This window comes from Streptosporangium sp. NPDC020072, assembly GCF_040631445.1.
In the GTDB taxonomy this organism is placed as follows: Bacteria; Actinomycetota; Actinomycetes; order Streptosporangiales; family Streptosporangiaceae; genus Streptosporangium.
Window position 1 is genome coordinate 338297 of the sequence record NZ_JBEYAB010000001.1, and the last position, 23472, is coordinate 361768.

General features: G+C 70.0%; 28 protein-coding genes. 9 read left to right on the forward strand and 19 right to left on the reverse strand.

Annotation, left to right across the window (positions count from 1 at the left end):
• Nucleotides 1-11: 11 nt before the first annotated feature.
• The gene (locus ABZ470_RS01595) at nucleotides 12-161 is read left to right on the forward strand and encodes a GPGG-motif small membrane protein (protein WP_184719841.1); all 150 of its coding nucleotides are present in this window, start codon (nucleotides 12-14) and stop codon (nucleotides 159-161) included.
• A 104-nt stretch (nucleotides 162-265) separates the two neighbouring features.
• Here ABZ470_RS01595 and ABZ470_RS01600 read toward each other — a convergent pair whose 3' ends face one another.
• Nucleotides 266-979 (reverse strand): metallophosphoesterase, encoded by a 714-nt coding sequence (locus ABZ470_RS01600; RefSeq protein WP_352010377.1) that lies wholly within the window; start codon nucleotides 977-979, stop codon nucleotides 266-268.
• Entirely contained in the window at nucleotides 976-1221 is a 246-nt protein-coding gene (locus tag ABZ470_RS01605) for a BON domain-containing protein (protein ID WP_352010376.1), read from the reverse strand. Before ABZ470_RS01605 ends, ABZ470_RS01600 begins: the two co-directional genes overlap by 4 nt.
• A 134-nt stretch (nucleotides 1222-1355) precedes the next feature.
• Here ABZ470_RS01605 and ABZ470_RS01610 point away from each other — a divergent pair, with 134 nt between their 5' ends.
• Complete coding sequence (locus ABZ470_RS01610) at nucleotides 1356-2363, forward strand: SDR family oxidoreductase (protein ID WP_362909299.1); 1008 nt, start codon at nucleotides 1356-1358, stop codon at nucleotides 2361-2363.
• A 48-nt stretch (nucleotides 2364-2411) separates the two neighbouring features.
• On the opposite strand, the gene ABZ470_RS01615 is transcribed toward ABZ470_RS01610, so the two are convergent.
• Nucleotides 2412-3896, reverse strand: coding sequence for a prolyl oligopeptidase family serine peptidase (locus tag ABZ470_RS01615; RefSeq protein ID WP_362909301.1), 1485 nt, complete (start codon nucleotides 3894-3896; stop codon nucleotides 2412-2414).
• 78 nt (nucleotides 3897-3974) lie between these two features.
• Between ABZ470_RS01615 and ABZ470_RS01620 the strand changes: the two genes are divergently transcribed.
• Nucleotides 3975-4535 (forward strand): helix-turn-helix domain-containing protein, encoded by a 561-nt coding sequence (locus ABZ470_RS01620; protein WP_362909303.1) that lies wholly within the window; start codon nucleotides 3975-3977, stop codon nucleotides 4533-4535.
• Nucleotides 4536-4542: 7 nt separating this feature from the next.
• Here the strand turns inward: ABZ470_RS01620 and ABZ470_RS01625 are convergent, their stop codons facing one another.
• The 11 genes from ABZ470_RS01625 to ABZ470_RS01675 all read right to left on the reverse strand — a co-directional run bounded on the left by ABZ470_RS01625 (nucleotide 4543) and on the right by ABZ470_RS01675 (nucleotide 13916).
• Nucleotides 4543-4992: a helix-turn-helix domain-containing protein gene (locus tag ABZ470_RS01625; RefSeq protein ID WP_362909305.1), complete on the reverse strand. Its 450-nt coding sequence runs from the start codon at nucleotides 4990-4992 to the stop codon at nucleotides 4543-4545.
• A 74-nt stretch (nucleotides 4993-5066) separates the two neighbouring features.
• Nucleotides 5067-5318: a DUF4235 domain-containing protein gene (locus ABZ470_RS01630; RefSeq protein WP_352010371.1), complete on the reverse strand. Its 252-nt coding sequence runs from the start codon at nucleotides 5316-5318 to the stop codon at nucleotides 5067-5069.
• Between the two features lie 70 nt (nucleotides 5319-5388).
• Nucleotides 5389-5652: a DUF6458 family protein gene (locus ABZ470_RS01635; protein WP_352010370.1), complete on the reverse strand. Its 264-nt coding sequence runs from the start codon at nucleotides 5650-5652 to the stop codon at nucleotides 5389-5391.
• Nucleotides 5653-5748: 96 nt separating this feature from the next.
• Nucleotides 5749-6597, reverse strand: a complete 849-nt coding sequence (locus ABZ470_RS01640) for a MetQ/NlpA family ABC transporter substrate-binding protein (RefSeq protein ID WP_362909307.1) — start codon at nucleotides 6595-6597, stop codon at nucleotides 5749-5751.
• Between the two features lie 100 nt (nucleotides 6598-6697).
• The gene (locus ABZ470_RS01645) at nucleotides 6698-7297 is read right to left on the reverse strand and encodes a DUF305 domain-containing protein (RefSeq protein ID WP_352010368.1); all 600 of its coding nucleotides are present in this window, start codon (nucleotides 7295-7297) and stop codon (nucleotides 6698-6700) included.
• Nucleotides 7298-7377: 80 nt separating this feature from the next.
• Complete coding sequence (locus tag ABZ470_RS01650) at nucleotides 7378-8256, reverse strand: lytic polysaccharide monooxygenase (RefSeq protein WP_362909309.1); 879 nt, start codon at nucleotides 8254-8256, stop codon at nucleotides 7378-7380.
• Between the two features lie 119 nt (nucleotides 8257-8375).
• A complete protein-coding gene (locus ABZ470_RS01655; protein WP_362909311.1) occupies nucleotides 8376-9287 on the reverse strand; it encodes an NADP-dependent oxidoreductase in 912 nt (303 codons plus the stop codon).
• A 76-nt stretch (nucleotides 9288-9363) separates the two neighbouring features.
• Entirely contained in the window at nucleotides 9364-10185 is an 822-nt protein-coding gene (locus ABZ470_RS01660; RefSeq protein ID WP_352010365.1) for a PIG-L family deacetylase, read from the reverse strand.
• A 113-nt stretch (nucleotides 10186-10298) separates the two neighbouring features.
• On the reverse strand, nucleotides 10299-12062 hold the full coding sequence (locus ABZ470_RS01665; protein WP_362909313.1) for a biotin carboxylase N-terminal domain-containing protein: 1764 nt from the start codon (nucleotides 12060-12062) through the stop codon (nucleotides 10299-10301).
• 4 nt (nucleotides 12063-12066) lie between these two features.
• Nucleotides 12067-12315 carry an acyl-CoA carboxylase epsilon subunit gene (locus tag ABZ470_RS01670; RefSeq protein ID WP_362909315.1) on the reverse strand — a complete coding sequence of 83 codons (249 nt, stop codon included), beginning with the start codon at nucleotides 12313-12315 and terminating at the stop codon, nucleotides 12067-12069.
• Nucleotides 12316-12326: 11 nt separating this feature from the next.
• The gene (locus ABZ470_RS01675) at nucleotides 12327-13916 is read right to left on the reverse strand and encodes an acyl-CoA carboxylase subunit beta (RefSeq protein ID WP_362909317.1); all 1590 of its coding nucleotides are present in this window, start codon (nucleotides 13914-13916) and stop codon (nucleotides 12327-12329) included.
• A gap of 200 nt (nucleotides 13917-14116) precedes the next feature.
• Between ABZ470_RS01675 and ABZ470_RS01680 the strand changes: the two genes are divergently transcribed.
• Nucleotides 14117-15121: a TIGR03617 family F420-dependent LLM class oxidoreductase gene (locus ABZ470_RS01680; RefSeq protein WP_362909319.1), complete on the forward strand. Its 1005-nt coding sequence runs from the start codon at nucleotides 14117-14119 to the stop codon at nucleotides 15119-15121.
• Nucleotides 15122-15268: 147 nt separating this feature from the next.
• Here the strand turns inward: ABZ470_RS01680 and ABZ470_RS01685 are convergent, their stop codons facing one another.
• From ABZ470_RS01685 to ABZ470_RS01705, 5 genes are read right to left on the reverse strand one after another with little or no spacing between them, the layout of a single operon-like run.
• Complete coding sequence (locus ABZ470_RS01685; protein WP_352010360.1) at nucleotides 15269-16891, reverse strand: PQQ-binding-like beta-propeller repeat protein; 1623 nt, start codon at nucleotides 16889-16891, stop codon at nucleotides 15269-15271.
• Nucleotides 16888-17409, reverse strand: coding sequence for an ester cyclase (locus ABZ470_RS01690; protein WP_362909321.1), 522 nt, complete (start codon nucleotides 17407-17409; stop codon nucleotides 16888-16890). The genes ABZ470_RS01685 and ABZ470_RS01690 overlap by 4 nt, the downstream gene beginning before the upstream one ends.
• Before the next feature lie 39 nt (nucleotides 17410-17448).
• On the reverse strand, nucleotides 17449-18153 hold the full coding sequence (fabG, locus tag ABZ470_RS01695; protein ID WP_352010358.1) for a 3-oxoacyl-ACP reductase FabG: 705 nt from the start codon (nucleotides 18151-18153) through the stop codon (nucleotides 17449-17451).
• A gap of 6 nt (nucleotides 18154-18159) precedes the next feature.
• A complete protein-coding gene (locus ABZ470_RS01700; RefSeq protein ID WP_352010357.1) occupies nucleotides 18160-18801 on the reverse strand; it encodes an HAD family phosphatase in 642 nt (213 codons plus the stop codon).
• The gene (locus tag ABZ470_RS01705; protein WP_352010356.1) at nucleotides 18798-19751 is read right to left on the reverse strand and encodes an AfsA-related hotdog domain-containing protein; all 954 of its coding nucleotides are present in this window, start codon (nucleotides 19749-19751) and stop codon (nucleotides 18798-18800) included. Before ABZ470_RS01705 ends, ABZ470_RS01700 begins: the two co-directional genes overlap by 4 nt.
• 185 nt (nucleotides 19752-19936) lie before the next feature.
• Here ABZ470_RS01705 and ABZ470_RS01710 point away from each other — a divergent pair, with 185 nt between their 5' ends.
• The 5 genes from ABZ470_RS01710 to ABZ470_RS01730 are packed head-to-tail and all read left to right on the forward strand — an operon-like array spanning nucleotide 19937 to nucleotide 23429.
• Nucleotides 19937-20197 (forward strand): acyl carrier protein, encoded by a 261-nt coding sequence (locus ABZ470_RS01710; RefSeq protein WP_184719879.1) that lies wholly within the window; start codon nucleotides 19937-19939, stop codon nucleotides 20195-20197.
• The gene (locus ABZ470_RS01715) at nucleotides 20190-21407 is read left to right on the forward strand and encodes a beta-ketoacyl-[acyl-carrier-protein] synthase family protein (RefSeq protein ID WP_352010355.1); all 1218 of its coding nucleotides are present in this window, start codon (nucleotides 20190-20192) and stop codon (nucleotides 21405-21407) included. The genes ABZ470_RS01710 and ABZ470_RS01715 overlap by 8 nt, the downstream gene beginning before the upstream one ends.
• On the forward strand, nucleotides 21404-22528 hold the full coding sequence (locus ABZ470_RS01720) for a beta-ketoacyl synthase N-terminal-like domain-containing protein (RefSeq protein WP_362909323.1): 1125 nt from the start codon (nucleotides 21404-21406) through the stop codon (nucleotides 22526-22528). The genes ABZ470_RS01715 and ABZ470_RS01720 overlap by 4 nt, the downstream gene beginning before the upstream one ends.
• Nucleotides 22519-22983 carry a MaoC family dehydratase N-terminal domain-containing protein gene (locus tag ABZ470_RS01725; protein ID WP_352010353.1) on the forward strand — a complete coding sequence of 155 codons (465 nt, stop codon included), beginning with the start codon at nucleotides 22519-22521 and terminating at the stop codon, nucleotides 22981-22983. The genes ABZ470_RS01720 and ABZ470_RS01725 overlap by 10 nt, the downstream gene beginning before the upstream one ends.
• Nucleotides 22980-23429, forward strand: a complete 450-nt coding sequence (locus ABZ470_RS01730; RefSeq protein WP_352010352.1) for a MaoC/PaaZ C-terminal domain-containing protein — start codon at nucleotides 22980-22982, stop codon at nucleotides 23427-23429. Before ABZ470_RS01725 ends, ABZ470_RS01730 begins: the two co-directional genes overlap by 4 nt.
• Nucleotides 23430-23472: the final 43 nt, after the last annotated feature.

The following is a 23472-nucleotide window of genomic DNA, read 5'->3' on the forward strand; positions in this document are numbered from 1 at the left end:
AGGGGCCCGTTATGGCTACCTTGCTTTGGATCATCGCAGTCGTTCTCGTCATCTCCGGGATCTATGTGATCCTGGCCCGTCGCGACCTCCTGTGGGGGATCGTGCTCATCGTCCTCGGATTCCTCGTCGGCCCCGGAGGTGTGAGCATCTTCAACGTCTGATGCGGGCCTCGCCCGCACCATCTTCGACGCCGCACGCCGAACGCCGTGCAGGCGCCTGGAAGCCCTGGCGGGCCGGATTCGTCCGGCCCGCCGCTTCTCGGGCCCTACAGGCAGTAGACCCCGTAGGCCCGGCCGAGCACCGGCAGCGCGACGTTGCGCACTCTGATGCCGCCGGGGGTCACACCCTTCTCCGTGCCCGCGTGCGCGTGCCCGTGGACGATCAGGTCGGCGCCCTCGGCGTCCACGGCCTCGGCCAGCAGGTAGCTGCCGAGGAAGGGGTAGATCTCCAGGGGTTCCCCGGCGAGGGTGTCCTTGACCGGGGAGTAGTGGGACAGCACGACTCTGCGGTCGGCCTGCAGTTCCTTGAGCGCCACCCGCCAGCGTTCCGCGATCCGCTTGGTGTGTCCCACGAAGGCCTTGATCTCGGGCTCTCCGAAGTCGCTGGCGCACTTGCCCGCGTATCCTCCGCCGAAGCCCTTGCCACCGGCGACGCCCAGCCGTACGCCGTCGATGTCGAGCACGGTCGCGTCGTCGTGCAGGACCGTGATCCCCGCGTCGGACAGCATGGCCGCGATCTCGGCGGGGCGGTCGGAGTGGTGGTCGTGGTTGCCGAGCACGGCGACCACCGGGACCGGCAGGTCACGGAACTCGTCGGTGACCACGGCCGCCTCCTCCAGAGTGCCGTGCCGGGTCAGGTCACCGGCGAGCAGCAGCACGTCCGCGTGTTGCTCGACGTCGTCAAGGCGCTTGCGGTAACTCCCCCTGAGCCTTTCGTCCAGGTGGACGTCTCCCACAGCCGCGATGCGCAGTTGCCTCACAGCCGTTCCTCCTCCCCCGGGCCCCTGACGTCGAGGACGGTGATCTCGTTGCGGAGCGTCAGCTCCGGGGCCGCCTCGTGGGCCACGTCGGCGATGAGCGTTCGGCGTTCGTCGCCGGAGACCTGCCCGCGCAGGAAGAGCTGTCCGCCCCGGACGTCGACCCGGATGCCGAGCTCGTTGGTCCTGTCGTCCTCGGCCAGTGCGCGTTGCACACGCGCTGCGACGTACTGCGGAGCCTCCATCGTCGAACTCCTTTCCTCCGAAAAACCTCGCGTTCCCGGGAAAGCCCCCGCGAAACGTGCGGTGATCCAGGACGAGGGCATGGTCGGTGGCCGTTCGGGTACGGGAGGCGCCTGAACCGGCGAAGGAGGCAACCATGGAGGACACCGTGAAGAACAAGGTCGTGGTCGTGACCGGTGCGAGTGGCGGGGTCGGCAGGGCGGTGGCCCAGGAGTACGGCGCGCGGGGCGCGTCCGTCGCGCTGATCGCCAGGGGGACGGCCGGCCTGGGCTCCGCGGCGGCCGACGTGGGCGCCGCGGGAGGCACCGGGCTGGTCTACGAGGCGGACGTCGCCGACCACCGGCAGGTCAGGCAGGCCGCCGAGCGCGTCGAGCAGGAGATGGGGCCGATCGACGTCTGGATCAACGTGGCCTTCTCCTCGGTCTTCGCCCCCTTCACCGAGATCACGCCCGAGGAGTACGAGCGGACGACCGCGGTCACCTACCTCGGTTACGTCTGGGGGACGCGGGTGGCGCTCGACCTGATGCGCCCCAGGAACCGGGGGGTGATCGTCCAGGCCGGGTCCGCGCTCGCCTACCGCGGCATTCCCCTGCAGTCCGCCTACTGCGGGGCAAAGCACGCGATCAAGGGGTTCACCGAGTCGGTCAGGACCGAACTGATGGGCGAGGGAAGCGGCGTCCAGATCACCATGGTGCAGCTTCCCGCGCTGAACACCCCGCAGTTCTCCTGGGTGTTGTCCAGGCTCAGACATCATCCGCAGCCCGTCCCCCCGATCTACCAGCCCGAGGTCGCCGCCAAGGCGCTCGTCTTCGCCGCCGAGCACCCACGGCGGCGGGAGTACTGGGTCGGCGCCTCGACGGCGATGACCCTGCTCGGAGAGCGCCTGGCCCCCGGGCTGATAGACCGTTTCCTGGCCCGCACCGGACGGAGAAGCCAGCAGACCGAGTCGCTGTTCCCCACCGACGTGGCCAACCTGTGGGAGCCCGCGGACGAGGAACGGGACTACGGCGCCCACGGTGTCTTCGACAAGCGCGCCCGTCCGCACAGCGTCCAGGCCTGGCTGTCCCGGCATCGCGGGCTGGCCGCCCTCGCCCTGGCCGGTGGGGCCGCCGCCGCGACGGCCGTGCACCGGGCCAGGCGCTGAGCCGTACCGCCTGTGCCGGCCGCCCGTGTCGGCCTTCAGGGCCGGCCGTCAGGGCAGCAGCAGGCCCCAGTAGAGGGCCCACGGGACGAACACCGCGCCGCCGGCCAGCAGCAGGCCGAGCTGCCCTCCGCCGACGGAGTCCCGGGTACGGCGCCAGGCCACGGCGAGGCGGACCGTCGCGACGACCGAGACGACCGCGACGGCCTGCAGCGCCAGCCAGATCAGCGGGCGGCCGAGCAGTACGGGGCCGGGGGCGGCCAGTTTCCCGCCGGTCATCATCAGATAGACCAGGTAGCAGAACGAGCCGATGACCGAGACGAGACCGCCCGCGCTGAGCAGCCACACCGCCCTGGTCACCGGGGCCCTCGACCGGCCGCGCAGGCGCCGTACCAGCGCGGCCACCGGGTAGGAGACGAAGGCGACCAGGAACAGCGCCAGCGCCACGAGCTGCGCGGGCGCCGACTCCCACCAGGCGGGAGGGTCGACCGGCACGGTCAGCGAGGCCTGGACGGGGGCCGGGCCCGAGGAACTCGTCGCAGGTGGCCTGCCCGCCGTGACCTCCCCGACCCAGGAGCCGACCAGGTCGGCGTAGCCGGGGGCGAGCTCGGGCAGCCGGGTGACGCCCCCGTCGGGGGTCAGGTGGGCGGCGTGGTCGGCGTCGGGGAAGAACCGGGCCGTGTAGTACCGGTTGCCGCCCTCCCCGAGCGCCCGGGAGAACACCGGCGGGCTCTCCTGCGGTGGGGTCAGCAGGTCGTGGGTGCCCCAGATGGCGAGCACCGGCTGGCGGACCGCGGCCAGGGTCGGCGCGGGGTCGTAGTAGGGCTCGGGGAACATGCCGCCGTCGGCGATCGTCCGGTAGAGGTTCAGCTCGGCCCGGTCGATCAGTGAGCCCGTGACCCCGGCCTTGCGCAGTCCGGCGGCCACGGCCCAGGTCTGCTGCCGCAGCGGCGGCAGCCCGTTGGCGCCGACGAGCACGACGAAGGCGATGTCCTTGGACCGGGAGGCGGCGATCGGGGCGACCCAGCCGCCTTCGCTGAGCCCCCAGATGCCGACTTTCGCCGGATCGACGCCCGGCTGGGAGCGCAACGTCGCCACGGCGCCGAGCGCGTCATCGGCGAGCTGCGGATAGGACCGGTGGACGAGCGAGTAGCCCGTCGACCGCTTGTCGTAGATCAGCACGGCCATGCCCCGGCGGGCGAACTCGACGGCCTCGCCCAGCAGCTTCGTGCGCGGCGTCCCCGTGCCCGCGCCGTGCACCAGGACGACGCCGGGGCGTCCGGCTCCCGCCGTACCACCGGTGAGCCCAGCCCCCGCGGCGGGCTCACCGGTGGTCTTGTCGTTGGTCCTGTCGGTCTCGGCGGGTTTGGTGATGATCGTGCCGTGCATGGCGAGTCCCCCGGCGCCACGGAAGCTCACCTCGACGGATGTCAGGTCGGAGGGTACGGCGGGCGGGGACGCGGCCGTCGCCACGGGGGCGGTCGCGGGGACGGCGAGCAGGCTGAGAACCGCCGCCGTCAGGAGGATTCTTCGCATATGCCGAACATACTTTGCAGAGAAACCTCTGCAAAGAGTTCTCTGCAGATTTCCTTCTGCGGGAGTAGACTGATCATCATGAAGGATGAGAAGCCGCCGATGCTCGACCCGGTGAGGCTCAAGGCCCTGGCCCACCCCATGCGGCGACTCATGCTGCGGCACCTCAGCGTGCACGGCCCCGCGACCTCGACCACGCTCGGCGAGCTGCTCGACGCCAAGACCGGCACGACCAGCTACCACCTGCGCCAGCTGGAGAAGGCGGGGTTCATCGAGGAGATCCCGGAACGCTCGACCGGCAGGGAGCGCTGGTGGCGCAGGACCCAGGCGCTCAGGGACATCCGGCTGCCGGCGCCCGGGGAGCTCGCCCCGGAGGACCGGCTCGTGCTGAACGAGTTCCACCGGGCCAACCTCGCGGAGGACCGCGAGCTGTTCGAGCGCTTCCCCTCCGCCTACCTGCGCGACCCCCGGTGGGCCAAGCTCTCACGCGGCCTCGGGCGGATGACTCTGGAGGAGTTCGAGGAGTTCTTCGAGGCCTACATCGCGCTGCTGATGAAGTACAACCGCCCGGCCGAGGACGCCCCGCCGGACGCGCGCCCCATGTTCGTCAGGCTGTTCGCCCTGCCCGCCGACGAGGAGTGACCCACGGTCACGTCCGCTCCCCCGCCAGCGTGGTGATCACCCTGAGGATCTCGGCGCCGCTCTCCGCCCCGCCCAGAATGATGATCTTCAGGCTGGCCCGTTCCTCGTCGTAGATCGTCTCGACGCGCAGCCGCCCGTCGTCGTGGGTGCCCCCGGTGGCCAGGGCGATGAGGGTGTTGCTCAGCCGCATCGTCTCCTCGACGCCGATCGCGTCGACCTGTACGACACAGGACACCTCGACGCGGCGGGAGCGCGTGGCGGTCCCGGCGGTCTCAGCGGCCGGCGGCTCGACCGGCTGCCCGGTGAACGCCTCAAGGTCCTCCCGCGCGACGCGGTACCGCCTGCCGATGCGCGTCGCCCTCAGCCGGCCGTCCCGCACGTAGCCACGCACCGTCTTGACGTGCAGACCGAGCAGGTCGGCCACCTGCTCAACCGTGTACGGCTGCCGCGACACCACGCCACCCCTTCCCTGTCGTTCCTCAAACTACTCAACACGCGACGCGACAGGAAACGAAAGGGAAGGCCGTACGGCTATCCGCCGATGGCCCGGTGCACGCTCCTGGTCGCCGAGCGGTCGATGGCGGCCTTGACCACACCGAAGATGGCCCCCTGGATGGCCGCCGCGGCCAGGACCTCGCCCCAGCCGTACTCGTCCGAGGTCGCCTGGGGCGCCTCATCCGTGCCCGCGAGGAGCTTCCAGACCTGCTTGAAGACGACCCCCGCGACGGCGCCGCCGAGCATTCCGCTCACGACGCCCGCCCCTCGGGAAACGATCCTGCTCATCGTTCACCCTCTCCTTGAGAAAGACATTCGAGCGCCCCCGCCATGACCTGACGGGGGCGTGGAAGCGCCGTCACACGACCGGCGGGTCGTCGTAGGGACGCTCCTGGTAGACGCGACGGTGGGTCACCGGGTCCTCCTCGACCACGGTGGTGGTCGGCGCGACCGCCCTGCGGGCGATCCTGACCCGGTAGATCGCGAACAGCAGCCACACGAGGCCGCCGATCATCAGGACGGCCCCGACGACGTTGATGTCGAGCCCCGCGATGTCGAACTCGACCGCCCAGGTGAGGATGGCGCCGAGCATGATGAGGATGATGCCACCTGCGATGGTCATGGGGGTTCCCTCCTTTGAACCAACGCCCCATCCCCTATCCCCCGTACGGATCTCAAACGTCCCCGCGTCGTGCGGCCGTACCCGGGGAGGTGAGCGTTACGGTACGGCCGGCAGGACGGCGCCCTTGTAGGTGTCCTGGATGTACTTCTTCACCTCGGGGCCCTGGAGCAGTTCGGCGAGCTTCCTGACGCGGGGGTCGCCGACCTTGGCGGGGACGGTGACCAGGCCGTTGGCGTAGGGGTTGCCCTCGCCCTTCTCCAGGATCAGCGAGTCGGTCGCGGGCTGGAGCCCGGCTTCGAGGGCGTAGTTGCCGTTGACGACCGCGGCGTCCACGTCCTGGAGCGAGCGGGGCAACTGGGCGGCCTCAAGCGGCCTGAACCGCAGCTCCTTGGGGTTCGCCGCCACGTCGCGTTCGGTGGCCTTGACACCCACGCCCTCCTTGAGGGTGATCACCCCGTTGTCGGCGAGGAGTTTGAGCGAGCGGCCCAGGTTGCTCGCGTCGTTGGGCAGCGCGACCTGGGCCCCCTTGGCCAGCTTGGCGATGTCGTCGATCTTCTTGGAGTACAGCCCGAGCGGCTCGATGTGGACCGGGGCGACCCAGCTCAGGGTGACGCCCTTGCCCTTGGAGAACTCCTCAAGGTAGGGGACGTGCTGGAAGTAGTTGGCGTCGAGCCGTCCCTCGTCGAGTTGGACGTTCGGCTGCACGTAGTCGGTGAACTCGACGATCTCCAGGTTCAGCCCGGCCTTGGCGGCGAGGGTGTCCTTGACGAACTTCAGGATCTGACCGTGGGGCACGGGGTTCACGCCGACCTTGAGCGGCGCGTCGGCCTTCGGCGACGATCCGCCGCCGGTCGAGGCCGCGGACGTGGTCGTCTGTGATCCGCCGCACGCGGTGAGGGTTCCGGCCAGGATCAGCCCGGTCACGACTCCCAGCAGTCTGCGCATACTTCCCCCAAATTCCAGTAGGTTTAGTAGGAAATATGGCACAGCGAAGGTCCGCCGACAACCCGATCATCTGCCGACGGACAACGCGGTCACCCGCCGGTCACGTGCCGACGATCGCCTTCATCTGGTCGATCTGCGCGGTACGCGAGGCCTCGATCCGGTCCGCCAGCGCCTTGGTCTCGGCGTTCTGACCGGCCATCTTCTCCACCTTGGCCATCTGGATGGCGTCGTCCTGCTGGGAGATCAGCGCGTTGAGGAACCGCTTCTCGAACTCGGAGTCCGGGGACTTCGAGATCATCCGGATCTGGGCGTCGCTCAGCCCGTGGCCTCCGTGACCGGAGTGCGCGCCCGCCGGAGCGGCCGTGGGACGCTTCCAGCCCTTCAGCCAGCCGGTCATCATCGTCACCTCCGCGTCCTGGGTGGTGGCGATCGCCGCGGCCAGGACCTTGGCGTTCTCGCTGATGTTCCGGCCTGCGGCGAGCTTCGCCAGCTTCGCCCCCTGGGCGTCGTGCGGCAGCATCATCTGCAGGAACATCACATCGGCCGGGTTGAAGTCAGGGCCCGCGACGAGTCCGGGTGCCGCGCTGGCGGCGGCCCCGACCGTCAGCTGGCCACCGCCCTGCAGTTCCTGGAGGCTGCGTGAGCCGCAGCCCGCGAGGAGAACGGCGCTCAGCACGAGCGGGACGACGCGTTTCAACATGGGGAACTCCTGTTGGGGGGGTGCCCGGGCGGGGCGGCGAGACCGCCCCACCCGGCAGGATCAGGCCCGGTCCGACGAGGTCAGACCCGCTGCCACAGAGAGGGGACGTTCGGCGGCTCCCAGCCGGGCAGCGCGGTGTGCGACTGCAGGCAACGGTAGGTCGAACCGTTGTAGGTCACGGTCGCGCCCGCGGTGTAGGAGGTGCCCGAGGTCCAGGCGCCCTCCTGCTTCGTCGGAGTCACCGTGGGGGTGACGGTCGGCGTCACCGTCGGCGTCACGGTGGGGGTGACCGTGGGCGTCACGGTCGGGGTGGGTGAGGGGTTGGTCCCACCACCGAAGTCCACGTCGGAGCAGGTGTAGAAGGCCTCGTTGCTGTACAGGACGCGCTGCCAGATCGAGTAGATGAGCTGGCGGCCCGTACGCTGCGGGAGGTTGAGCGTCCACTTGGTGAACGTGACAGGGTTCTGGTTGTTGAACGTCTTGAGGGGCTCCAGGTCCGACCACTTCAGCGGCTTGGTGGGGTCCCAGCTCTGCTTGGTGATGTAGAACTCGAAGTTGCTCCCGCCGTGGGGGGCCGTGGCGTGGTAGGTGATCTCCAGCGGCCCCGGTGAGACCTGCGTCGCGGGCCAGTCGGCCCTGGGGAGGTCGAGGCCGCGATACTTCTCGCGGCCCGCGCTGCAGAGTTTGCCGTCCGGGATGAGCGCGCGGTGGTTACCGCCGGCCTCCAGCAGGGAGACCTCGTTCCAGTCGTAGATGGCCTGGGTCCCACCGGCCGCGACAGCCGCCTTGCAGGCCTCGGACTTGGGTGTCTCCGGCCCCTCGTTCTTGCAGAGGTAGACGCGGCTCGGTGGGTTCGACATGCTGCCGTGGGCGTCGGCCGCGGTCGCCGGGATCAGCGCGAGCACGGTTCCCAAAGTGAGCGCGGTGGCACCGGCCACCGCCTTGTTTCGCAGATGCACGTGGACTCCTCCTGAATGGGGGGATGGAGGCAGGACATGTCCAACGGCCGACGGATAGCACGTTATTAACAAGAAACCTTACTAAAAACACCTTCCGTGCGGCTACATCGCGCGGGTATTCACCCTGTCACCAGGACGACCTTGCCCTGACCGTGGCGTCCCTCGACCTCGCGGTGGGCGTCCGCCGCCCGGTCCAGCGGGTAGGTCACGCGCACCGGGAAGGTCAGCTCCCCCTTGGCGTACAGCTCGGCGAGCTCGGCGAGCCTGGAGGCCAGGCGCACCCCCTTGGTCAGCTGGACGCCGAGGCTCTCCGCCTTTTCGTGCTCGACCAGCGTGATGATCCGCTCCCCCGGCACCAGGCTCAGTGAGACGTCGAGGGCGTCGCCGCCCGCGCCGTCCAGGACGAGGTCGACCCCGCCGGGGGCCAGTTCGCGCACCCGGTCGAGCAGGCCCTCGCCGTAGACGACCGGGACGGCGCCGAGGGCGCGCAGGTAGTCGTGGTTCTCCTGCCGCGCGGTGCCGATCACCGTCGTGGCGCCCCACAGCCTGGCGAGCTGTACCGCGGCGGTGCCGACCGCGCCCGCCGCGGCGTGGACCAGGACGGTGTCCCCCTGTCCGACCCCGAGCTGCCTGAGGGCGATGTAGGCGGTCTGCGTCCCGGCGGTGAAGCCGCCCGCCACCTCCCAGGGCATGTTCTCCGGCTTCGCCGTGACGTTCTCTGCGGGGACGACGACGTACTCGGCGTAGCAGTTCAGCAGGCTGAACCCCAGCACCTCGTCGCCGACGGCCACCCCGTCGGCCCCCGGTCCCACCTGGTCCACGACGCCGGAGAACTCGTTGCCGGGCACCCTGGGCAGGTCGGCCGTGGCCCCGGCGGGCAGCCAGCCCTGCCGTACGGCCACGTCGAACGGCTGCACACCCGCCGCCTTCACCCTGACCCTGACCTGGCCGGGCCCGGCCTGCGGGGTCGGCAGGTCGACCACCTTGAGCACCTCGGGCCCGCCGAACTCGGTGACGGCCACAACCCTCATCGCACACTCCTTCACTCAGTCACTCGCCGGTGCGGACCTCCAATCTGCAATCTCAACCAATGTTGAGGTCAACTGCTCACGCCTCGCGGAGACCGTCGAAGAGGTCGTCCTCACGCTCGGCGGCGGCGGTCACCCGGCTGAAGTGACGGACGAAGGCCTCGTAGGACAGCGCCCTGTGCTGGACCTCCTCCGGCATGCGCAGCAGGAAGATGCTGTCCCCCTGGCTGGCGTGCGCCTGCAGGGCCTTGCGCTTGCGTTCGACGTACGGCGCGACGTCCACGACGGTGGTGATGAGTTCCTCGGGGGTGCCGAAGTCCTCGGGCAGATCCTGTATCTCGGCGGCACCGGCCGCGCGCAGGGCGGCGAACATCTCGGCGATGCGCTCCCTGGGCACGGCGGTGTAGTAGAGCTTGTCCGGGATGCCGGTCGCCTCGGCCGCGGCCAGGGCGATGCGGTTGGCCTGGATGTGATCGGGATGACCGTAGTTGCCGTTCTCGTCATAGGTGACCACGACCTGCGGCCGGTAGCGCTCCATCAACGCGGCGAGCCTGCCGACCGCCTCCTCGAAGGACACGTTGGCGAAGGCGTCCTTCGCCTGGTTGCCCTCCCAGCCGTCCATGCCCGAGTCGCGGTAGCCGAGCAACTCGACGTGCTCGATCCCGAGGTGGGCCACCGAGTCGTTCAGTTCCTCAAGCCGCCGCGCCCTGACGGCCGCCTCGTCGTGCCCGGGCTCCCCGGGCTTCACCCCGCCGGGCCCGTCGCCCTGCTCACCGTTGGTGCAGGTGACCAGGACGGTACGGATGCCCTCCTCGGCGTATCTGGCGAAGACGCCACCCGTCCCGAGCACCTCGTCGTCGGGGTGCGCGTGGACGGCCATCAGCGTCAGTTCACGTTCCATGGATGCAGACCTCTCCGTAGGGGAGGGCCGAAGGGCCCCGCCCACTCTACGGCGGCACCTGTGGCGGCGCGGCGAGAGACGGAACCGGCACACACCCGTCCTGATCGGACCGTTCAGTCGTGCAGGAGACACAGGACGTGCCCACCGGTGACAGCGTCCCCCACCCCCATGTCGAGCTGGGCGACGGTGCCCGCCTTGTGGGCGAAGAGCGGCTGCTCCATCTTCATCGCCTCAAGCACCACGATGAGGTCCCCGGTCGCGACCCGGTCGCCGTTGCCGACCGCGACCTTGACGATCGTGCCCTGCATCGGGCTGGTCACGGCGTCCGCCCCGCCCGCCGTACCGCCGCCCTTCGCCGCCTGCCTGCGGGGGCGCCTGGCCGTGGCGGGGCCGGTCGCGGGATGGGCGGCGGGGGCGGCGAACCCGGCCGGGATCACGATCTCGACCCGGCGCCCGTCCACCTCGACGACGACGGGCTCTCCCTTCGCGTGCGGCGTCGCGGCGGCGGGGATCTCCGGGTACGGCTCGATGCCGCCGCGGAACTCCGTCTCGATCCACTGGGTGTGGACCGTGAAGGCCCCGTCCTCGCCCTGGAAGGCCGGTTCCTCGACCACGACCCGGTGGAAGGACAGCGTGGTCGGCAGCCCCTCGACCGTGAACTCGGCCAGCGCTCGGCGGGCCCGTTCGAGCGCCTGGGTGCGGTCGGCGCCGGTGACGACGAGCTTGGCCAGCAGCGAGTCGAAGGCCCGCCAGAGCACCGTCCCGTTCTCCGCCCCCGAGTCCAGGCGCACGCCGGGTCCCGAGGGGGGACGCCAGCCGGTGATGGTTCCCGGGCTCGGCAGGAAGTTGCGGCCCGGGTCCTCCCCGTTGAGGCGGAACTCGATGGAGTGCCCGCGCACCGGCGGGTCGTCGTAGCCGAGCGCCTCCCCCCTGGCGATGCGGAACTGCTCACGCACCAGGTCGAGGCCGGTGACCTCCTCGCTGACCGGGTGCTCGACCTGCAGCCGGGTGTTGACCTCAAGGAAGGAGATCATGCCGTCACTGCCGATCAGGAACTCGCAGGTGCCCGCCCCGACGTAGCCCGCCTCCCGCAGAATGGCCTTGGACGCCTCGTACAGCACGCGGTTCTGCTCCTCGGTGAGGAACGGCGCCGGGGCCTCCTCGACGAGTTTCTGGTGCCTGCGCTGCAGCGAGCAGTCACGGGTGGAGACCACCACCACGTTGCCGTGCGTGTCGGCCAGGCACTGCGTCTCCACGTGCCGGGGCCGGTCGAGATAGCGTTCGGCGAAGCACTCGCCCCGGCCGAAGGCCGCGACCGCCTCCCGCACCGCCGACTCGTAAAGCTCCGGGATGTCCTCAAGGGTCCTGGCGACCTTCAGGCCCCGCCCTCCACCGCCGAAGGCGGCCTTGATGGCGACCGGCAGGCCGTACCGCCCGGCGAACTCGGCCAGTTCCTCGGGGCCGCTGACCGGCCCGTCGGTGCCGGGGGCGAGCGGGGCTCCGGCGGCCATGGCGATCCTGCGGGCCGAGACCTTGTCCCCGAGGTCGTCGATCACCTTGGGCGGCGGCCCGATCCAGGTCAGTCCGGCGTCGATCACGGCCTGGGCGAAGGCGGAGTTCTCCGCGAGGAAGCCCCACCCGGGGTGTACGGCGTCCGCCCCCGACCTGATGGCGGCCTCGACCACCTTCCCGATGTCCAGGTAGCTCTCCGCGGCGGTCTCCCCGCCCAGCGCGAACGCCTCGTCGGCGAGCGCGACGTGGAGCGCGTCCCGGTCGGGCTCGGCGTAGACGGCCACGCTGCCGATCCCCTCGTCGCGGCAGGCCCGCGCGACCCGGACCGCGACCTCCCCACGGTTGGCTATCAGAACCTTGCGCACTGGCTCAGCCTCTCCGCGCCGTCTGTGACGGCACTGTCTGGGACGGCACTGTCTGTGGGGATTGCGTCTGCGGGGAAACCGGGCGCGACGGCACCCGGTAGGCGGGGCCTACCACCCAGAACGGTCTCCTGGCGGGCGGACGGCCACCGTCCCGCGCCTGCCGCCGGGACACCAGGAACGCGACGACCACGGCGGCGAGCTCCTCCTCTGAGGGCTTGCCGCGCATGACCAGCAGCGGGTCTTCCGAACTCATCTCGGCGCCCATCACATCGGGGGGTTGCCGTGCTTGCGCTGCGGCAGGGTCGCGCTCTTGCCACTGAGCATGGCCAGCGACCTGGCCAGGACCATCCGGGTCTCGCGGGGGTCGATGATGTCGTCGACCAGGCCGCGCTCGACCGCGTAGTAGGGGTGCATGAGCTGTTCGCGGTACTCGGCGATGCGCTCGGCGCGCCTGGCAGCGGGGTCGGGCGCGGCGGCGATGTCCTTGCGGAAGATCACGTTGGCCGCCCCGTCCGCGCCCATGACCGCGATCTCGTTGCTCGGCCAGGCGAAGGACAGGTCGGCGCCGATGGAACGGGAGTCCATCACGATGTAGGCGCCGCCGTACGCCTTGCGCACGATGACCTGGACGCGGGGGACCGTGGCGTTGCAGTAGGCGTAGAGCAGCTTGGCGCCGTGCCTGATGACGCCGCCGTGTTCCTGGTCGGTGCCGGGCAGGAAGCCGGGCACGTCGACGAAGGTCACGATCGGGATGTTGAAGGCATCGCAGAACTGGACGAACCTGGCGGCCTTCTCCGAGGCGGAGATGTCCAGCACACCCGCGAACGACATCGGCTGGTTGGCGACGACGCCGACGACGTGACCTCCGATGCGACCGAGGCCGCAGACGATGTTCGCCGCCCAGCCCTCGTGGATCTCGACCAGCTCACCGTGGTCGATCACCTCGGCGATGACGTCGCGCATGTCGTAGGGGCGGTTCGGGTCGGCGGGGACGATGTCCAGCAGCGCCTCGCACAGCCGCTCCTCGGGGTCGTCCGCCAGGGCCTCCGGCGGGAACTCCTGGTTGTTCGCCGGCAGCATCGAGACCAGGTGACGCACGTCCTCCAGGCAGGAGATCTCGTCGTCGCTGACGAAGGTGGCGACCCCGGTCATCGTGCCGTGGACCCCCGCGCCGCCCAGTTCCTCGTGGGTGACCTTCTCCCCGGTGACCGCCTCGACGACGTCGGGGCCGGTGATGAACATCTGGGCGGTGTCGCGGACCATGAAGATGAAGTCGGTGAGCGCCGGGGAGTAGGTGGCCCCGCCCGCGCACGGCCCCATGATCACGCTGATCTGCGGGATCACGCCCGAGGCGCGGACACTGCGCTGGAAGATCCCCCCGTAGCCCGCCAGGCCCGTGACCCCCTCCTGGATGCGGGCCCCCGCGCCGTCGTTGAGCCCGATCAGCGGGGCGCCCGCGGCGTAGGCCATGTCCATGATCTTGTGGATCTTCTGGGCGTGGGCCTCGCCGAGCGACCCGCCGAAGATGCGGAAGTCGTGCGCGTAGACGAACACGGTCCGGCCCTCGATGGTCCCCCACCCGGTGACCACGCCGTCGCCGTACGGCCGCTTGGCCTCCATGCCGAAGCCGCTCGCCCGATGCCTGCGCAGACCCTCGACCTCGGTGAAGGAGCCGTCGTCCAGGAGCAGCCCCAGGCGCTCCCTGACCGTCATCTTGCCCCGGGCGTGCTGCCGCCTGGTCGCCTCGTCCCCCGGGCCGACCCGGACGCTCTCCTGGATCCTGGCGAGCTCCTCGGCGTACGCGCGCATGGATCGCGTCGCGGTCTCGACCTTTCGTTCTTCGACCGCCGTCATATCCGTTTACCCTTCCTATGGGATTCAGATCTGTAAATTCTGTCCATTCATCGGGGGCCATAGGAAGGCTTCTTCCCCCTAGGTGGTATCCGCCTATTCCTTAGGAGGCATGGCCGGGCGGCACGGTCGGTGGTCTGATCGTGGCATATGCCTTTTACGAGGGGACAGCACCTGTGAAGATTGACTTTCACGGAATCACCGTGCCACCGGACGCATACGGGGACAGGGCGGCGCGGGCCGAGGAACTCGGATACGACTCGGTGTGGATGTCCGAGACGCAGCACGACCCGTTCGTCGGGCTGACCGCCGCGGCGCTGAAGACCGAACGGGTCGCCGTCCGCACCGGCCTGGCCGTCGTGTTCGCCAGGAACCCGATGACCACCGCGATGCTCGCCAACGACCTGCAGCTGGTCTCCAAGGGGCGTTTCGCCCTCGGTATCGGCTCCCAGCTCCAGACGCACATCACCAAGCGGTTCAGCATGCCGTGGTCGAAGCCCGCGCCCCGCATGCGGGAGTACATCCTGGCGCTGCGCGCCATCTGGAAGTGCTTCGCCACCGACGGCAGGATCAGGTTCCGCGGCGAGTTCTACCGCCACACGGTGATGAGCCCCTTCTTCAACCCGGGTCCCAACCCCTACGGTGAGCCGCCCATCCTCGTGGCCGGCGTCGGCCCGATGATGACGCAGCTCGCGGGCGAGCTGGCCGACGGCTTCCTGGCCCACATCATCTCCACCCGGCGGCTGCTCGAGGACGTGACGATCCCGGCACTGCGTGAGGCCCGGGAGGGCGCGGGCAAGTCGATGGACGGCTTCGAGCTGCACGCGACGCCGATCGTGGCCACCGGCAACACCGAGGAGGAGCTGAGCGCGGCCGTACGGCAGGCCAAGGAGTCCATCGCCTACTACGCCTCCATCCCCAGCTACGCCCCGGTCCTGGAACTGGAGGGGCTCGGCGGCCTGAAGGACGAGCTGTACCGCCTGGCGGGCGCGGGCCGCGCGGCGGAGATGGTCGACGCGATCGACGACCACATCCTGGAGACGTTCGCCATCGTGGGCGAGCCCAAGGAGGCTGCGGCCAAGATCTGGGAGCGGTTCGGCGGCCTGGCCACCAGCATCGCCTTCTTCCAGGCGGGCGACCTGCCGCCCGAGGCACTGCAGCCGCTGCACGAGGAGCTGCGCCACCTCGTACGGCAGCCGCCGCTCTGACCTTCCCGAGCACGCGAACGGGCCGGGCCACCTTGGAGAAGGTGGCCCGGCCCGTTTCACGTCCGGAGACGCTCCTGACGCGGCACGCGGAAAGCGGCGCCGGGTGGGGATGAGGACCCGGCGCCGCTTGTCCGAGGTTCAGCCGTGTCAGCGGCCGTTCACGGAGAAGGCGTAGAAGGTGGTGCTGCCCTTGCCCTGGATGAAGCGGTTGTTGTAACCGTTGCCCCAGAAGACCGTGCCGCCGACGATGGCGGGCCCGGCGTTGGAGGAACCCTCACCGAGGTAGTCCCAGAGGATCTCGCCGGTGGCGCCGTTGATGGCGTACATGTGGCCGCTCATCGAGCCGGCGTACATGACCCCGTTGGCGGTCGTGACCGCGCCCATGGTCTCGGCGTTCGACGGGTCGGCGATCTGCCAGAGGATCTTGCCGGTGCGGGCGTCGAGCGCGGCGAAGATGCCGTTGGTCGTGGTCTGCCCGTTGGGCAGGGTGTAGGCGACGTGGCTGGTGTTGGCGTTGCTGACGTAGAAGCGCTTGCCGTCGGTGGCGCTGCCCCACTCGATGCCGCCGTGCACGCCGCCGGGGCCGACCTGGGTCTTCCAGATGGTCTTGCCGGTGCGGGCGTCGAGCAGCCAGTAGGCGCCGCTCTTCTGCCCGGCGCCGATGACCATGCGCGGCAGGCCGAACCGGCCGGGGATGGTCAGCAGGTGGCCGCCCTCGGCGAAGTCGTAGTCACCGCCGTGGTTGGGCGGGCAGTTCTCCGGCGGGAAGTTGGGCTCGCAGGCCACCGTCCAGGCGTCGAACACGATGTCGCCGGCCTGCCACTTGATGTCGCCGGTGCGCAGGTCGAGGGCGAGCAGCTGGTCGATGTGGTTGTCCGGCGGCTGGCACTCGGAGGCGGGCTTGCCCGAGCTCTGGCAGTCGCTCACGCTCTTGGGGACCGAGAGGTTCTGCCCGGTGCCGACGACGACCGTGTGGTTGGTCGGGTTGATCATGGGGCTGGTGCTCCACACGCCACCGCCGCTGAAGCCGCCGGGCTGTCCGCCGTTGTCGGGGACGGTGTACTTCTTCCACAGCACCTTGCCGGTCTTGGCGTCGACCGCGTTCACGCTGCCGCGGAAGGTGCAGCACTTGTAGCCGGGCAGGCCCGCGACGGCCGCCTCCTTGGAGGAGACGCCCTGGTAGAGGACGCCGTTGTAGAGCGTGGGCGAACCGGTGAGGACGGCCGCGAAGTGCTCGTCGAGCGTGGTCTTCCAGATCAGGTCGCCGGTGGTGGCGTCGACGGCGAGCAGGTGCGCGCCCTGACCGCCCTGCGGGCCGTTCTGGTCGCCGACGTAGATGCGTCCGCCGACCACCGTCGGGCTGGCCCTGACGATGCCGCCGGCGATGCCGTTCCAGTCCGAGACCTTGCGCGACCAGATGACCGCGCCGGTCTTGGCGTCGAGCTTGGAGAAGTAGCCGCCCCAGTCGGGGATGTAGACCGCGCCGTCCACCACGGCCGGGATGGCCGAGGTGTCACCGTGCGCGGTGTAGGTCCACTTGACGGCGAGCTTGTCGGCGTTCGAGGTGCCGATCCTGCGCTCGAAGGGGTTGGACTTCGAGTTGAAGTTGTCGTGGCCGCCCATCGACCAGTCGGCGGGCGAGGGCAGGTTCGGGAAGGTCTTCTGCGCCGCGCTCTGCGCCTGGGCGCCGGGCACCAGGCCGCCCATCGCCAGCAGGAGCGCGCCCACACCGACGGCGGCGCGCGTCAACATCTTGCCCGGCAGTTTCATGACGAGACCTCCTGACGGCCGATCGCCGCGCCCGCGTCCGCGGGGGTGGCGTACTCGGGGGTGAACTGTCCGATCTGACGCAGCAGGGTGAGCTCGTCACGGGCTCCCCAGTGCTCGGCCGCCTTACCGTCGGCGATCCGGTAGAAGTGCAGGTGCTGGACCTTGACCTCGGCGCCGGTCGGCGCCACGCCAAGGAAGTCGCCGGTGTGCTTGCCGCTGAAGGTCACCCGGCAGGCGAACTTGTCGCCCTCGGAGATGAAGTCGTCGACCTGCCAGGTCGCCTCGGAGAACGCGTTGCGCATGTAGCGGGCCGTCGACAGGTAGCCCTCGGGGCCGCCCGCGACGCCCGGCGAGGCCTCGTGGTCGATGAAGTCGGGGGCGATGTAACGGTGAGCCGCCTCCTCGTCGAGTTCACCGAACACCTTGGCGATGCCGATGGCGATCTCGATGATCTCCTCGGTTGCGGTCGGTGGCGCCTCCGCCAGAGGGGCCAGCATCTTCTCAACCTCGTCCGGCATGATCCGCCTTTCTCAGATGTGCGAGGTGCATGTGGGGGGTCAGTAACCGAGCCCGGAGCCGCCACTGACGGGCAGCAGGGCGCCGGTGATGAAGCTGGCCTCGTCGCTGGCCAGGAACCGCACCGCGGGGGCGACCTCCTCGGGCCTGCCCGAGCGGCGCAGCGCCGTGATGCTGTGCAGGTACGCGCGGTGCTGCTCGGAGAGCCCCGCCACCATGTCGGTCTCGACGAGACCGGGCATCACCACGTTCACGGTGATCTTCCTGGGGCCGAGTTCCCAGGCCAGGGAGCGGGCGAAGCCCGCCATGGCCGCCTTGGAGGCCGAGTAGTTGGTCACTCCCGGCGAGCCCCAGAAGGCGGTGGTCGAGCCGACGAGGATGATCCGTCCCCACCGGGCCTTGACCATGTCGGTCACCGCGCACCGGGCGGCGCGGACGGCGCCCATCAGGTTGGTGTCGATGACGTCGGCGAAGTCCTTCTCCGACATGGCCATGAACAGGTTGTCGCGGGTGGTCCCGGCGTTGGCGACCAGGACCTGGACGGCGCCCTGCTGGGCCTTGACCTCCTCGAAGGCCGCCTCGACCGACGCGCTGTCGGTCACGTCGCACCGCACGCCGAACAGTCCCTCCGGCGGCTCTCCCGAGCGGTAGGTGACGGCGACCTTGTCACCGGCCTCCTCGAAGGCCCGCGCGATGGCCAGGCCGATGCCCCGGTTGCCACCCGTGACCAGTACGGAACGGCTCATTTGAGCTCACACTCCCAACTGCTCGTTCAGAGCCTTGATTGCGGTTTGCGCGTCGGTGAAGTGGATGGCGCGCCACCCGGCCGCCTCGGCTCCCTCGCAGTTCTTGGCGAGGTCGTCGACGAACAGGGACTGCGCGGCGGGGATGCCGGAGCGCTCGACCGCCAGGTCGAAGATCTCCCTGGCCGGCTTGCGGTGGCCCACCTCGAAGGACAGGACGACGTCGTCGAAGAGGCCGTCGGGGCTGAGCATGCGGCGCCAGTGCGCGTCCCAGGCCGGGACCATGTTGGACAGCAGCCCGACGAACAGTCCCTCGGCCCTGACCTCCCGCAGCCGGTCGGCCCACTCCTTGTTCAGCTCCCTGCCGTCGAACCAGGCGTCGGCGAGGGTCGTCATGTGCAGGTCGATGCCGTGGTCGGCGCGCAGCAGCTCCCCGATCTGGGCGAGCCACTCCTGCTCGGTGACCAGCGGGGTGTCGATGGGCAGCATCACGTCGTCCGTGCCGTACGACGCGGTGACCTTGAGGATCGCGTCGATCAGCGGCTCCTGACGGATGCCCTGCCTCTCGCAGAAGACGGCCAGGGTGTGACTGATGGGCGGCGTCAGCACGCCGCCGAAGTCGGTCCACACGGCCAGGACGGGTTGGGTCATCGGGGCACCATCACCATGGTCGATTCGGCGATCGTGATCGCCTCCTGAATGAAGGCGACGTTCACCGTTGCGGTGCCGTCACCCGAGTCCGTACGGGTCGCCGCGGCCAGCACCGGCTGGTCGAGCTCCGCGAACCGCCCGAAGGATCCGGAGACCGTGGCCGGCCAGGCGGTGACGTCGCCCATCACGACGAGGGCGAGCTGACGGGCCGCCTCGGTCAGGGTCATGGCGGGCAGGTGGTCGTAGTCGTGGTCGAAGATCGCGCGGTTGCCGTACCTCGGCGTCACCCTGGCGCTCACCGCCGATGGACCCCGCTCGACCTGCGAGATCACCACGTTCATCGGGCTGACCCTGCCGACCGTGTACGGCTCGGCCTGGTCGGGGGCGGGCACGTCCTCCAGGTCCCCGGTCAGGGGGGCGGGGGTGCCGCGCAGCACGTTGCGCAGCGCCTCGTGCTCGGTGTGCGTGACGATCTGCACTTCCATGGTGTGCGTGCCGATCGGGACGTCGCCGATGGAGAGGTCCTGACGGACGGCGCCCTTGCGCACCTTGCCCGCCCTGACGCGGATGGTCTCGAAGTGGTTGTCGATCCGCAGCTCACCCGGCCTGCGCCCGGTCCGCAGCGCGGACGGGTCCGGCAGGTCCAGCGAGAAGGTGTTGACCATCATCGTGGTGTCCGGGGGGAGCCCGAGAAGGTGGGCGCCCGCGATGCCGGCCTGCCTGCCCGCCTCAAGGATGAGCAGCGGGTCGAAGTGGGCCGGTCGCGACAGATGGTCGCTGTAGTAGCCGTGACTGAGCGGAAGCTGTGCCGCGGCCAGGAAGCGGGACTCCCCCGCCGGGACCAGGTCGGTTACGAAGACCTCCGCGACGGAGGCCCTGTGGACCAGGCGGCGTTCCACCGTACGGCCGAAGCTGAGCTCCCGTGGGGAGATCAGGTCCCCGGTCGTCATCCGTACCTCCACAAAATGCCGGAATAAGTCGGAGATCACTGTGGCACGGCGCGATGAAATTCAAATAAAAGTGCCATAAAAATGCGCCCGCATACCACTTTCGATCCGCCGCCTTGCCCCTTATATCCACATCCCCCTAATGTCGTTTTCCAGCGGTGATCCGCATTCACGAAAGGAATCCGATAATGACTCTGGACGTTCTGCAGGAAAAGATCCGCGGCATCATCTCCCAGGAGCTCGAACTGGAGGACGGCGAGCTCACCGCAGAGGGACACTTCATCGACGAATACGACGCCGACTCCCTCTCGCTCATCACGATCCTCGCCAGGATCGAGAAGGAGCTCGGGATCGTGGTGCCGCAGGACGAGCTGCCGAACATGCCCAACCTCCAGGGCGTCTTCGACGTCGTGGGGACCATCAACAGCCGGGAGTCCCAGGGTGTCTGAACACCACCGGGTGGTCATCACCGGCCTCGGGGCGGTGAGCAGCATAGGCATCGGGGTCGAGAACTTCATCGAGGGCATCCGAGAGGGACGCAACGGCGCCTCGAAGATCGCCAGCTTCGACGCCGGCAACTTCCCGTACACGACGGCCGGTGAGGTCCACGACTTCCAGCCCGAGGCGATCCTGGAGAGGCTCGACGTCGAGCGCTGGGGGCGCAGCAGCCTGTTCTCGGCGGCCGCGGCGCGGCTGGCCGTACAGGACGCGAAGCTCGACCCGGAGCTGCTGTCCGCCTCGCGGGCCGGCTCCATCATGGGGACCACCGCGGGCGAGGCCCAGGTCCTGCAGGCCGCGGTCGAGCAGTGGGTCACGGACGGGCTCGGCGAGGTGGACGGGCGGCTCGCCGCCATGACACCGGTCAGCCAGATCGCCAACTCCGTCAACCACGAGCTGCGGCTCACCGGTGACGCCCAGACCATCCCCACGGCGTGCTCGGCGAGCAACATGGCGCTCGGCTACGCCTACGACCTGGTGCGCACCGGCGAGGCCGACTTCATGCTGGCCGGCGGGGCGGACGCGGTCAACCGGGCCTGCCACGCCGGGTTCTACCGGCTGGGCGCGCTGGCCGAGGACCTGTCCCGGCCGTTCGACCTCAACCGCTCCGGCATCCTCACCGGTGAGGGCGGCGCGGTCCTGCTGCTCGAACCGCTGGACCACGCCGTGGCCCGGGGGGCCACGATCTACGCCGAGGTGCTGGGCTACGGCGTGAACTGCGACGCCCGGCACATGGTCAACCCGGACGCGCCGAGCATCGCCGAGTGCATCCGCATCGCCCACCGCTACGCGGGGGTCAAGCCCGAGCAGATCGACTACATCTGCGCGCACGGCACCGGAACGCCGACCAACGACTACACCGAGGTCAGCGCGGTCCGTGAGGTGTTCGGTGAGCGCATCCCGCCGATCAGCTCCATCAAGTCGATGATCGGGCACACGATGGGCGCCGCCAGCGCCTTCGGCGCGATCGTCTGCGGCAAGGCTCTGCAGGACGGGTTCCTGCCGCCGACCGCGAACCTGGACAAGCTCGACCCGGCGCTGGGCGACGGGCTCGACGTGGTCCCGGGCAAGGCCCGTACGGCCACACCGAACATCGTGCAGAACCAGGGTCTCGCGTTCGGCGGGAACAACGTCGTTACGATCTTCGGGAGGGTGGCGTGACGACGACCGTCGCCGTCAGACCTTTGACGATCACGGCCTGCGGGGTCGTCTCACCCGCGGGCCTGGGCCTGGACGTCCTGGGTGGCGCGCTGCGCTCCGGCGTCGAGGCGCACACCGCGCCGGTGAGCGGCTTCGAGGACGTGACCGACGGCTACCCGCCGCGGCCCCTGTGGGCGGTGCCCGACCTCAAGGTCGCCGAGCACCTGGGCCGCAAGGGGCTGCGTCACATCGACCGCTTCACCCTGCTCGGCCTGATCGCCTGCAAGCTGGCCCTGGACGAGTACGGCAGGCCCCTCACCGACGAGGAGCGCGCCGACACCGGGGTGGTCATGGCGACCAACACCGGCAGTCTGGTCAGCATGCTTGAGGTGGGCCGTGACACCCTCCTCCAGGAGAAGCCCTACCTCGTCAACCCCGCCAGGTTCCCCAACGTCGTCACCAACGCCTGCACCGGCCAGATCGCGATCCGCAACTCCCTCACCGGGGTGAACGTGGTCATGTCGGGCGGTCAGGCGGCGGGGCTGGCCGCGGTGCGCTTCGCCCGCACCACGATCGGCGACGGGCGTTCGAGCAGGCTGCTGATCGGCGGCATCGAGGAGCTGTCGGAGGTGGCGGCCTGGGGCTGGCACAAGTCCGGCGCGCTCCGCGAGGACGCGGCCGTCGGTGAGGGGGCCGCGGCCTTCCTCGTCGAGGACGGCGAGACCGTCGCCGCCGAGGGCCGTACCGGCCTGGCCGACCTGCTGGCCTGCGAGGTCGGCTACTACGGCGCCAGGGACGCCGAGGGCCGCCTTGAGGGGCTGCGCTCGGGCATCGAGCGGGCGCTTGAGCGCAGCGGGGTCTCCCCCGGCGAGGTGGACGTCGTCGCGGTCGGCGCGGCCGGCCAGCTCGGCGCCGAGGAGACCGAGGAGCGGGCGCTGCGCGAGGTGCTGGGCCGTTCCGTGCCCACGGTCCGGGTGTCCGAGACGCTCGGCGAGCTGTACAGCGCCAGCGTCCCCCTGCAGATCGCCGCGGTCCTGGCGCTGTGGCGCGCCGAGCCCGCCGAGCACGCCCGTGTCGCGCTGGTGACCTCCATCGGCGGTGACGGCAACGCGGGCTGCCTGGTGGTGCGCGAATGCCGATGAACGAGGGGTGTGTCGGCAAGGTCTACCCGCCGACCGCGCCCTACGAGGTCGGCAGGGAGAAGATCAGGGAGTTCGCCGCCGCCGTCCGGGAGGGCAACGCCGCCTGCTGGGACACCGAGGCGGCGCGGGCCCTCGGCTATCCGGACATCATCGCCCCGCCCAGCTTCCCCATGGTGCTGACCCTGGAGGCCGAGCACGACGCGGTGCACGACCCCGAGCTGGGCGCGGCCAACCAGAACCGCTTCGTCCACCGCGAGCAGCGCTTCGCCTACAACCGGCCCATCCACGCCGGGGACGTGCTGACCGTGACGGTACGGCTCGCGGGCGTGGACTCGGTGGCGGGCAACGACGTCGTCACCTACGAGAGCACGCTCACCGCGGCCGACGGCGAGCACGTGTGCACCGGCCGGTCGACGTTCGTCATCTTCGGCCAGGAGGGGGGTGACGTCCGGTGACGGTCGAAACGGCCGCACGGCCTCGCTACGAGGACATCGAGCCGGGTTTCCGGCTGCCGGGCCGTACGTTCCGGGTGGAGCGCAAGGACCTCGTCAGGTACGGCGGCGCCGCCTGCGACTACAACGTCATCCACTGGGACGACAGGACGGCGGTGGCGATGGGGCTGCCGAGTCCCATCGCGCACGGCATGTTCACCATGGGCCTGGCGCTGGGCGTGCTGACGGACTGGGCGGGCGACGCGGGAGCGGTCGTCGACTTCGGCGGCCGGTTCCCCCGGCTCGTCCCGGTGCCCAACGACGGTGTCGGCGTCGAGCTGACGGTCGAGGCCACGGTCATGGAGAAGCTGGAGCCGCCCAGGCTCAGGCTCAGCGTGGCCGTACGGCTCGGCGGGAGCGACGGCGGCAAGGTTCTCACCATGCCCAGGACCATCGTGGCGCTGCGGTAGCGCCCGCCTCCTTCCCGGTCGTCGCCGGGACAGGAGGCGGGGG

Bases quoted from the DNA above. Each gene is read 5' to 3' on its own strand.
- ABZ470_RS01660 (WP_352010365.1), bottom strand. From the start codon at position 10,185: ATGGAACGTGAACTGACGCTGATGGCCGTCCACGCGCACCCCGACGAC.
- ABZ470_RS01700 (WP_352010357.1), bottom strand. From the start codon at position 18,801: ATGACCCAACCCGTCCTGGCCGTGTGGACCGACTTCGGCGGCGTGCTG.
- ABZ470_RS01605 (WP_352010376.1), bottom strand. From the start codon at position 1,221: ATGGAGGCTCCGCAGTACGTCGCAGCGCGTGTGCAACGCGCACTGGCC.
- ABZ470_RS01685 (WP_352010360.1), bottom strand. From the start codon at position 16,891: ATGAAACTGCCGGGCAAGATGTTGACGCGCGCCGCCGTCGGTGTGGGC.
- ABZ470_RS01655 (WP_362909311.1), bottom strand. From the start codon at position 9,287: ATGAGGGTTGTGGCCGTCACCGAGTTCGGCGGGCCCGAGGTGCTCAAG.
- ABZ470_RS01640 (WP_362909307.1), bottom strand. From the start codon at position 6,597: ATGCGCAGACTGCTGGGAGTCGTGACCGGGCTGATCCTGGCCGGAACC.
- ABZ470_RS01610 (WP_362909299.1), top strand. From the start codon at position 1,356: ATGGAGGACACCGTGAAGAACAAGGTCGTGGTCGTGACCGGTGCGAGT.
- ABZ470_RS01645 (WP_352010368.1), bottom strand. From the start codon at position 7,297: ATGTTGAAACGCGTCGTCCCGCTCGTGCTGAGCGCCGTTCTCCTCGCG.
- ABZ470_RS01670 (WP_362909315.1), bottom strand. From the start codon at position 12,315: ATGAGTTCGGAAGACCCGCTGCTGGTCATGCGCGGCAAGCCCTCAGAG.
- ABZ470_RS01620 (WP_362909303.1), top strand. From the start codon at position 3,975: ATGAAGGATGAGAAGCCGCCGATGCTCGACCCGGTGAGGCTCAAGGCC.
- ABZ470_RS01595 (WP_184719841.1), top strand. From the start codon at position 12: ATGGCTACCTTGCTTTGGATCATCGCAGTCGTTCTCGTCATCTCCGGG.
- ABZ470_RS01690 (WP_362909321.1), bottom strand. From the start codon at position 17,409: ATGCCGGACGAGGTTGAGAAGATGCTGGCCCCTCTGGCGGAGGCGCCA.
- ABZ470_RS01635 (WP_352010370.1), bottom strand. From the start codon at position 5,652: ATGACCATCGCAGGTGGCATCATCCTCATCATGCTCGGCGCCATCCTC.
- ABZ470_RS01705 (WP_352010356.1), bottom strand. From the start codon at position 19,751: ATGACGACCGGGGACCTGATCTCCCCACGGGAGCTCAGCTTCGGCCGT.
- ABZ470_RS01710 (WP_184719879.1), top strand. From the start codon at position 19,937: ATGACTCTGGACGTTCTGCAGGAAAAGATCCGCGGCATCATCTCCCAG.
- ABZ470_RS01615 (WP_362909301.1), bottom strand. From the start codon at position 3,896: ATGCGAAGAATCCTCCTGACGGCGGCGGTTCTCAGCCTGCTCGCCGTC.
- ABZ470_RS01675 (WP_362909317.1), bottom strand. From the start codon at position 13,916: ATGACGGCGGTCGAAGAACGAAAGGTCGAGACCGCGACGCGATCCATG.
- ABZ470_RS01630 (WP_352010371.1), bottom strand. From the start codon at position 5,318: ATGAGCAGGATCGTTTCCCGAGGGGCGGGCGTCGTGAGCGGAATGCTC.
- ABZ470_RS01725 (WP_352010353.1), top strand. From the start codon at position 22,519: ATGCCGATGAACGAGGGGTGTGTCGGCAAGGTCTACCCGCCGACCGCG.
- fabG (WP_352010358.1), bottom strand. From the start codon at position 18,153: ATGAGCCGTTCCGTACTGGTCACGGGTGGCAACCGGGGCATCGGCCTG.